This window comes from Ensifer sp. (genome assembly GCF_035999135.1).
Taxonomy (GTDB): domain Bacteria; phylum Pseudomonadota; class Alphaproteobacteria; order Rhizobiales; family Rhizobiaceae; genus Ensifer.
The window spans coordinates 21,555-30,338 of record NZ_DASYGZ010000228.1; the positions used below are offsets into that span (position 1 = coordinate 21,555).

The window sequence follows — 8,784 nt, forward strand, 5'->3', positions numbered from 1 at the left end:
CTACTGGCTACTGTTCGAGCCAGGCGGCGGCGAGAAAGATCGCTGCCGCCAGCCCGCCGAGCGCGCTGCGCCCGGCATGGAGCCTGCCCCATTGTCCCAGGAGATCGCGGCTTTCCGTGCCGGCATCGTCCGGCCGGATTGCCTCCAGCCGGCGATTGACCGGCATGATGAAGAGCAGCGTATAGGGCCAGTTCATGATGATGATGGCGGAACCCAGTCCCCACAGGACGTGGCCGGTTTGTGCCCAGGCGGCAGCGGCGAGAAGGCCGGAGACCAAAGCGAGTGTCGCCTGCATTTCGAAGCCGCGGCGATAGGACGGAACCCAATGCATGAGCGCGGCGCGATCATCGAGGTGCAGCCGTGCCGGCTGTTCGGCCCAGGTGATGTAGATGGCTGCGCCGAAAAAGACCGACGCGGCGAGCAGAGCGATGAGACCCAGCATGTGCCTCTCCTGTCTTCACGGCGATCATCATAATCCATCTCGCGCTTTGAGGCAGGTGTCTTTCGAGGGTATTGCTCCCATACGTAGCAGCGCCCGCTGACCGGTCTGTGGTCCAGGCCGACACCATCGGCCGCCCGGGTTGGCGCGAGGCGCCAGCCTGTGACACTCCTGTCTCACGTCAGGCGTTTTCCTGCACTACCGTGCTGATGAAGAGCGCGAGCGTCTGGACAAAATGATTCCGATTTGCACAGTAGCGCCTTGAAATGACTGCGCTTCCCGGGCATTTCCGAGGGGTATGTCGCAGATGCGAGAGGAAGGGTGGTTTCCGTGGCTTTGAAGGCGATCAAAACCGGCGCACGAAACGAGGCAGGCATCGTGGCGGCGAAGGCGGAACTTTCCGCCCGCTTCGGTGACCGGTTCCAGACCGGCGAGGCGATCCGCGCCCAGCATGCGCACACCACCACCTACATCCCGGCGCAGCTTCCCGATGGCGTGGTCTTTGCCGAAAGCTCTGAGGATGTGCGCGAGATCGTGGCGATCGCCGCCCGCCACAAGGTTCCGCTCATTCCCTTCGGCACCGGCTCATCGCTCGAAGGGCATATCAACGCGCCGAATGGCGGCATCTCGGTCGATCTCGCCCGGATGAACAAGGTGATCGAGGTCAATGCCGAGGATCTCGACTGCCGGGTCGAGCCGGGCATCACCCGCGAGGAACTCAACACCTATCTGCGCGACACCGGCCTGTTTTTTCCGATCGATCCCGGTGCCAACGCCTCGATCGGCGGCATGGCCTCGACCCGGGCGTCCGGCACCAATGCCGTTCGCTACGGCACGATGAAAGACAACGTGCTGGCGCTGACGGTGGTCACAGCGGACGGGCGCGAAATCCGCACGTCGCACCGGGCGCGCAAGTCGTCGGCCGGCTATGACCTGACGCGGCTTTTCGTCGGCGCCGAGGGAACGCTCGGTATCATCACCTCCATCACGCTCAGGCTTCAGGGCATTCCCGAGGTGATCTCAGGCGGCGTCTGCCCGTTTGCCACGATCGAAGACGCCTGCAACGCGGTGATCCTCACGATCCAGTCCGGCATACCGGTTGCCCGGATCGAGCTGCTCGACGCGGTGCAGATGAAGGCCTGCAACGCTTATTCCAGCCTGTCCTATGAAGAGACGCCGACGTTGTTCGTCGAATTTCACGGCAGCGCCGAAAGCGTCGAGCTGCAGGCGCGCCAGTTCGGCGAGATCGCAGCCGAGTTTGGTTCGACGGGCTTTCTCTGGACGAGCAATCCGGAGGAGCGGGCGCGGCTGTGGAAGGCGCGCCACAATGCCTACTGGGCGCAAAAGAGCCTGATCCCCGGCGCGGCGATCCTGTCGACGGACGTCTGCGTGCCGATCTCGCGTCTGGCTGAATGCGTGGTCGCGACCCAGGAAGATAGCGCCGCCCACGGGCTGACGGCGCCGATCGTCGGCCATGCCGGCGACGGCAATTTCCATGTGGGGCTCTTGTTTGACGACAAGGATGCGGCCGACGTGGCGCGCGCGGAGGCCTTTGTCGAGCGGCTGAACGCGCGGGCGCTGGCGATGGACGGCACCTGCACCGGCGAGCACGGCATCGGCCAGGGCAAGATGCCGTTTCTTGAAGCTGAACTTGGCGACGCGCTCGATCTGATGCGCCAGATCAAGCGCTCTCTCGATCCGGACAATATCTTCAACCCCGGCAAGATCTTCGCTTGAGATGCGGCGCGGGCGCGGCGCGTTTTGGAGCAATGCGCCGGCGCCAAAGTGTGATACTGCATAGTTCTTGAAGTCGGACTCGACCCCTTGAGGAATGATGCGGCAAATCAAGATGCGACAGCGCCGGTCCTGGCGCTGTGGCCGGCGCCGGTTCAGGCGCTTAAATCGATTTGCGGCGCGGATGCGCCGATGAACGGAATGGGAATATAGGCACGGTGCTTTCGCGAATTCTTCTTGCCGTCGGTGGACTTGTGGTCGTTGCGCTGTTTGCGGCGCTGATCGCCCCGTGGTTCATTGACTGGACGGATTTCCGCAAGGAATTCGAACGCGAGGCAAGCCGCATCATGGGCAAGCCGGTCGTCGTGCATGGCAGCGTCGACGCAAGGCTGATCCCGTTTCCGACCGTCACTCTCAACGACGTGCGCGTCGGCGCCAGCGAAGACGGCGACCCGCTGATCCAGGTGGCGCAGTTTTCGATGAGTGCGGAACTTGCTCCGTTCCTCAGCGGTGAAGCGCTGATCTTCGACATGCGCCTCGATCGCCCCAAGGCCAAGGTGAGGCTGCTGCCTGACGGTACGCTCGACTGGGCGCGGGGTCGTCGCGCCTCGATCCCGGCCAAGACAGTGGTGCTTGAAAACGTCGAGATCAGCAACGGCCAGATCGAGTTCATCGACGAGCAGACCGGGCGCACACGGCGCGTCAGCGGTCTTGCGGCCGATGTTTCGGCCCGATCGCTTGCCGGCCCCTGGAAGATCGAGGGAAGGGCGGCGCTTGACGGCGAAGCCGGAAGCTTCTCGCTCGCGAGCAACGAAGTGGACGAGGCCGGCGCGCTCAGCCTGAAGGCGCGGGTAACACCCGACAAGCGTCCCTTCGGGGTCGAGACCGACGGCTCGCTGCGCATCGTCGATTTCAAGCCCGTCTACAGCGGCCGTTTCACCCTGACGGAAAACAGGCCGCAGGGTGAGGCGAAGGAGGCGGACCAGAAGGCGCCGCTGCGCATCAACGGCGACTTCCAGCTGACCAACGAGAGCATCCGTGTCCCGGAATATCGCTTCGAAATCGGCCCTTCGGACGACCCTTATGTGGTCACCGGCGAGGCGACGCTCGATACCGGCAAGGACCAGAAGTTCCTGTTGATCGCCGACGGCCAGCAGATCGATGTCAGCCGCATCGGCCCGAGCCGCAACAACAAGACTGGCCGCGATCCGGCGATCTCCATGCGCCAGCGGCTGGAAGCGATGCTTGCGATCGCCGCCGACATCCCGATCCCCCAGGTGCCCGGCCGCGCCAGCCTGAAGCTGCCGGCGATCGTCGTCGGCGACACGACGGTTCGTGACGTGCGCATCGACGTGCAGCCCGACGGTGCCGGGTGGGTGATCGACAATGTCGTGGCAATGCTGCCGGGGCGCACCCAGCTGGAGGCCATGGGGCGGCTGAACCTTCGCGGGCAGCGCAGTTTCCGCGGCGACCTGCTGCTCGCCTCGAACCAGCCCTCGGGGCTGGCGAACTGGTTGGCCGGATCGGTCGATCCGGCAATCCGCAAGCTGAAGACCGCCGGCTTTTCGGCAAGGGTGAACCTGACGGACACGCTGCAGCAGTTCGAAAACCTCGAAGTGGCCGCCGGCGACGCCAGCCTCAAGGGCAGGCTCGAGCGACAGTCCTTTGCCGAGCAGCAGCCGAACCTGTCGCTGCAGCTCAAGGGCAACCGCATCGATTACGAAGCGCTGCAGGCGCTGACCGGGCTGGTGGCGGGCGACGCCTCGACGGCGACGCTGCTCGATCACGCCATTGCCGCCGATCTGTCGGCCGACGAATTTTCCGCCTTCGGCGAAGAGGCCGAGGACGTTCAGGCCGTGCTGACCCTGAAGAACGGTCAGTTGCAGGCCGAACGCGTGGCGATCGGCTCGCTTGCCGGCGCCCAGCTTGCCTTTTCCGGGCGCGCCAGCGGCGATCTCGAAAAACCTGTTGTGTCGGCCAAGATGAAGCTTGCCGCCAAGAACCTGACGCCCTTCCTCGAAATGATCGGCCGTCACGCGGTCAATCACCCGGCGCTCCGGCAACTGATCAAGGCCGGCCCCTATTACAGCGACACGGCCTTCGACGTGACGCTGACGGCCGGCAACAAGGAGGGCAACGCGCCCGCCACCTTCGGCATCTTCGGCACCGCCAACGGCACCAAGATCGCCGCCAGCTACCAGGCCCCCGACATCGCGCAGGCGCTGACCGGCAAGGCGATGCTGCTCGAAGCGACGCTGGAAAATCCTGAGACCCGGCTGCTTCTCGGCCAGACCGGCTTTGATCCGCTGCCGTTCGATGCGGATGCCAACGGCATTCTCTCGATCAAGCTGCAAAGCACCGATGGCGCGAAGGCGAACGGCACGGTGACCTTCACCACCGAGAAGACCTCGCTCGCCGCCAAGGGCAGCGTCGATCTTTCCCGCGATCATTTCCTCGAAGGTCAGGCAAAGGTGACGCTGCAGACCCAGGATCTGGAGCCCTACCTGCTGTTGCAGGGCGTGGCGGTGCCGCAGATGGGCCACGGCCTGCCGCTGACGGTCTCGGCCGACGTGGCGACCACGCCTGAGGCCGTGGCGCTGACCACGGTCGAGGGCAAGGCGGACCGAAACAGCTTTACCGGCAATCTGACTGTCGACCGCAAGACGCCGGGCGCTGCCACCGGCCAGCTGACGCTCGACACCCTTGATCTCGCCTGGCTCGGCGAGGGCATTCTCGGATCGGTCGAGGATGCGAACGGTACGTTTTCGAAGAGTGCGCTGGCGCAGCCGGCCTGGACCGGTCTCAACGTCGCCCTCGACGTGCAGGCCGGGCAGTTCTGGCCGGGCGTCTACGGTGCGGTCACCGGCTTTGCCGGCAAGATGGAGTGGAAGGGCGACGAGGTTTCGCTGACCGATGCCACCGGCGACTGGCTGGGAGGCAAGCTCGGCGGCCGGGTGCAGATCGGCAACGCCAACGGTTCCGGTTTCCTGCGCTCGCGCCTGGACGTCAAGGGCGGCGACCTGGCGCAGGCCGGCTGGAGCCATGCGGGAACGCCGGTTGCGACCGGCACCTTCGACCTTTCGGTCGCGCTCGAGGCATCGGGCGCAACGCCCGAGGCGATGGCCCATTCGGCGAGCGGCTCAGGCACCGCGACACTCAACGGAACGACCATTTCCGGCATCAACAGCGCGGCGCTGCCGCAACTGATCGCCGCTGCCGACGCCCTGAAGGTGCAGATTTCGCCGGACTCGATCAGACCTGCAGCCGAGGCGACGGTGTTCCAGGGCCAGTCGGTCGTCGGGGCCGTCAAGATCCCGTTCAGTGTTGCGGGCGGCGTGCTCAGGGCGCAGAACGTCACGGCGGGCGACGGCAATGCCGCCTTCACCGGCGAGGGGGCCGTCGATCTCGCGGCCGGGCGGATCGACGCTGCAATCGACCTGACCTTCCGGCCGGGCGAGGATGCGCTTGCCGGAGCCGAGCCGCGCGTGCGGATCGGCTATGCCGGCCTGATGCAGGCGCCTGATGTCAGCCTTGACGTAACGGACCTCTCAAACTTCCTGTCGTTGCGCGCCTTCGAACGCGAGCGCAGACGCGTCGAGATCCTCCAGGCGAACGTGCTCGAAAAACAGCGGCTGCGCCGGGAACTGGCGCTCTACAAAGCCAGGGCCGAAGCGCGTGAACTGGATCGGCGGCGGGCGATTGCCGAAGAACGCCGCCGCGCGGCGGGAGCTGCCGAGGCTGCCCGCGTCAAGGCCGAGGCCGAAGCGCGCGCCGAGGCGGAACGCAAGGCCGAAGAGCAGCGCCAGGCCGAAGAGCAACGCAAGGCTGAAGAAGAACGCCGCGCCGAGGCTGCGCGCAGGGCGCTGGAGGCGGCCGACCCGGCCAGCGGGGCGAACCCTCCGGCTGGCGCGGGTGGTTCCGTGGGAACCGGCACCGGAGGCACCCCCGGGCAGAAGCTGAACTTTGACGTCCTGCCCGACGTGACCGTGCAATAGATCACGTCATCGTCGCGTCGCCGGTTTCCTCGTTTGTTTCGCGTGCCGCTCGGGGCAATTCCAGGAAAAGTGCTTAACGGTTTTCCGTACGGAATTCTGTGACAGCGAAGGGTTAGAAGCGGATGGAAACCCCGAGGATCGGGCCCTGCTGGACCACGTCGAAGACGAAGCCGTCATTGTCGTAGTCGACGCCGAGGGCCCGATAGCCGGCAATCGCCGAAATCGTGTCATTGAAGCGGTAGCCGAGGCCAAGGCCGACGTCCCAGTCGATGTCGGCGCCGCCGCCTCCGACCAGTCCCCAGCCGGTCAGGTAGATTTCCGGCGTGAAGTAGTAGTTGCCGCGCACGCCGACCATGCCATCGACCCAGGTCTTGCTGTCATCGCGGCTGACGCCATCGAGCGGGCCGCCACGGAAGGAGATGGTCGTGTCGACCGACCAGATCTTGGCGCCGCCGACAACGTCGAGGTGCGAATTCTGGTCCTCGAACACGGTATAGCCGACGCCGATCAGACCGGAGAAGGTCTCCGATTCCACGTCGACCGTGTCGGTGAAGATGCCGCGCGCCTTCCCGTCGCCGGAGAGCTTCGTGTAGATCAGGTCGCCGAAGATGCTGAAGCGGTCCTTGCGCGCCTCGAGCGTCGCCATGGCGGCGAAGTCGAGATTGCTCCAGATGTCGCTGAAGCTTGAGTCGATATGAACGGTCGGAAGGCTGAATTGCGAGGTGTCGCCGGAAAGGCCCGCCATCCAGAAGTAGGGGGCGAAGGTGAATTGCCAGCCGCTCTCGGTTTCTTCCACCGGCGCTGCTGGCGCCATCAGCGGCGTGATGTCGGCCGCGTGAGCGGGCAGAGGTATAAGTGGGGCCGACAAAATGGGCATTAGGCTCAGGCAGGCCGCAAGGCCCAGTCGCGCAGAGTTACTCATGAAACGCCTCCCGCTTGGGCAGTCCGCGGAAAACGATGCGTGCGTTTCCGCAGGGCCTGCTTGCTCTTCGGAGCGATGCGTATCGACGGCAGAAGCCGCCGGCTCCAACATCGTTATCTTTATATAAGCGATAGCGAAAACAACAGATTTCGAGCGGAAGAGGAAAGCGTGGCCTCCCGAATGGCCTTCGCTGTTGCGCGCGCCACACAGTGGAGCTCTCCGTCAAGGCTATATCGGCTGCGATCGCCGCGACGCACCGGGTTCAGTGCGCGCCGGGCGAGCGTGCGGAAGCCTTCGATTTCAGCCAGTCGAGCACGCAGACCCGCAATGCCGAGGAGAGGTTGCTGTCGGGATTGCGCTGGTCGTCGATCTCGGCGATCAGCTGCGCAAGCGGCATCGCTCTCTCTGCCGCGATCGCCTTCAGTTCCTGCCAGAAGGCGTCCTCAAGCGAAAAGCTGGTGCGGTGGCCATGGAGCGTTGCCGAGTGCTTACGGATCATGGGCCTGGTCTCCGGGGCACGACGATTGGCGCGCTTCGGTTCGAAGCCGTCGTGGGGCGGTCGTCATGGGAAAGCGGAAGGAGGGCTGAAAGCGCCGCGGTGTTGATCCCCATTCCGCTTGAGGGATTGATTGAAGGGCCTGGCAAATCGAATCGAAAAGCGACCACAAGTCCTTGCCCGGGAATCGCATTTCGGCGGGAGGCTCAGTCTTTGCAGTCGTCGGTTTCGTCCTTTGAAGGACGTTCAAGCCGCCCCTGGTCAAGGCGGCTTTCCGCCTTGTCGTTCAGCGCCTGGGTCAGGGACTTTTCGGCCTTGGTGCGGCCGAAGGAGATGCGGTTCTGCTCGGCCTGCTTTTCCTTTTCCGTGCGCTCGCGGCGCTTGCGGAACTGACGCAGATTGACGACATCGCCGGTCATCAGCCGAGGTCCTTCCGATCAGTTCTTCTTGCGGAAGGAATCGAGCGAGACGACGGAGCCGCCGCCGTTCTTGGGCTCGGTCGGCTTGTCGTCCTTGGCGGTCGCCTCGCCATTGTCCTCCGGAACGGGGTAGGCGGTGATCTCGGCCGATTCGGGCTCTTCCTCTTCGCCGGCTGCGACATCGAACTCCAGCTCGAAATTGACCGAGGGGTCGTAGAAGCCGCGGATGGCGTTGAACGGGATCACCAGGCGCTCAGGCGTGTCGGAGAAGGAGAGGCCGATCTCGAATCCGGCCTCGGAAACCTTGAGCTCCCAGAACTGGTGCTGGACGACGATCGTCATCTGCTCGGGATACTTGGCCTTCAGGTGCTGCGAGATGCGCACGCCGGGCGCGCCCGTCAGGAAGGTGATGAAGAAATGATGCTCGCCCGGCAGGTGACCCGTCGTTGCGACTTCCGTCAGAACCTTGCGGATGACGCTGCGAAGCGCGTCCTGTGCCAGAATGTCGTAGCGGATGTGGTCCTGGCCCATGAGCGTCCCGTCTTTCCTCGAACTCAATCTTACTGTCTGCTGCCGGCCTGCAGTCTGTTACAGGCATTGGCGTCAAGCCGGCGGCTTTTTCATTGCCCGTCTGAAGGAGACGAGTCAATTATTCAAGCATCTATAGACCATTTCGAAGCGGGGGAGAAGGTGAAGGCTTCTGTTGCCAGGTGCCTTCGGACCCCGCCTTACGGTGCTACCCGGAAGGACTTGATTTGAAGTGTCGCACCGCGATTAAG

At 64.4% G+C, this 8,784-nt stretch carries 7 protein-coding genes and 1 other RNA gene; 2 read left to right on the forward strand and 6 right to left on the reverse strand.

All coding sequences use genetic code 11. The features are described 5' to 3' along the window. Positions 1-7 precede the first annotated feature (7 nt). Positions 8-442, reverse strand: a complete 435-nt coding sequence (locus tag VGO12_RS30295) for a DUF1772 domain-containing protein (protein WP_327516440.1) — start codon at positions 440-442, stop codon at positions 8-10. 327 nt (positions 443-769) lie between these two features. Here VGO12_RS30295 and VGO12_RS30300 point away from each other — a divergent pair, with 327 nt between their 5' ends. Together VGO12_RS30300 and VGO12_RS30305 are read left to right on the forward strand one after the other, a co-directional pair. Then, positions 770-2,176 carry an FAD-binding oxidoreductase gene (locus tag VGO12_RS30300; RefSeq protein WP_327516441.1) on the forward strand — a complete coding sequence of 469 codons (1,407 nt, stop codon included), beginning with the start codon at positions 770-772 and terminating at the stop codon, positions 2,174-2,176. 251 nt (positions 2,177-2,427) lie between these two features. Further along, on the forward strand, positions 2,428-6,168 hold the full coding sequence (locus VGO12_RS30305; RefSeq protein ID WP_414650800.1) for an AsmA-like C-terminal region-containing protein: 3,741 nt from the start codon (positions 2,428-2,430) through the stop codon (positions 6,166-6,168). A gap of 112 nt (positions 6,169-6,280) precedes the next feature. On the opposite strand, the gene VGO12_RS30310 is transcribed toward VGO12_RS30305, so the two are convergent. The 5 genes from VGO12_RS30310 to ssrA form a co-directional block, all read right to left on the reverse strand. Further along, positions 6,281-7,045 carry a hypothetical protein gene (locus VGO12_RS30310; RefSeq protein WP_327516447.1) on the reverse strand — a complete coding sequence of 255 codons (765 nt, stop codon included), beginning with the start codon at positions 7,043-7,045 and terminating at the stop codon, positions 6,281-6,283. 307 nt (positions 7,046-7,352) lie between these two features. Next, positions 7,353-7,589, reverse strand: a complete 237-nt coding sequence (locus VGO12_RS30315) for a ribbon-helix-helix domain-containing protein (RefSeq protein ID WP_327516443.1) — start codon at positions 7,587-7,589, stop codon at positions 7,353-7,355. 203 nt (positions 7,590-7,792) lie between these two features. After that, complete coding sequence (locus VGO12_RS30320; protein ID WP_327516444.1) at positions 7,793-8,005, reverse strand: DUF4169 family protein; 213 nt, start codon at positions 8,003-8,005, stop codon at positions 7,793-7,795. A gap of 18 nt (positions 8,006-8,023) precedes the next feature. Next, positions 8,024-8,536 (reverse strand): SspB family protein, encoded by a 513-nt coding sequence (locus tag VGO12_RS30325; RefSeq protein WP_327516445.1) that lies wholly within the window; start codon positions 8,534-8,536, stop codon positions 8,024-8,026. Between the two features lie 158 nt (positions 8,537-8,694). Continuing rightward, positions 8,695-8,784, reverse strand: a transfer-messenger RNA (tmRNA) gene (gene ssrA, locus VGO12_RS32260); the annotation flags it as partial.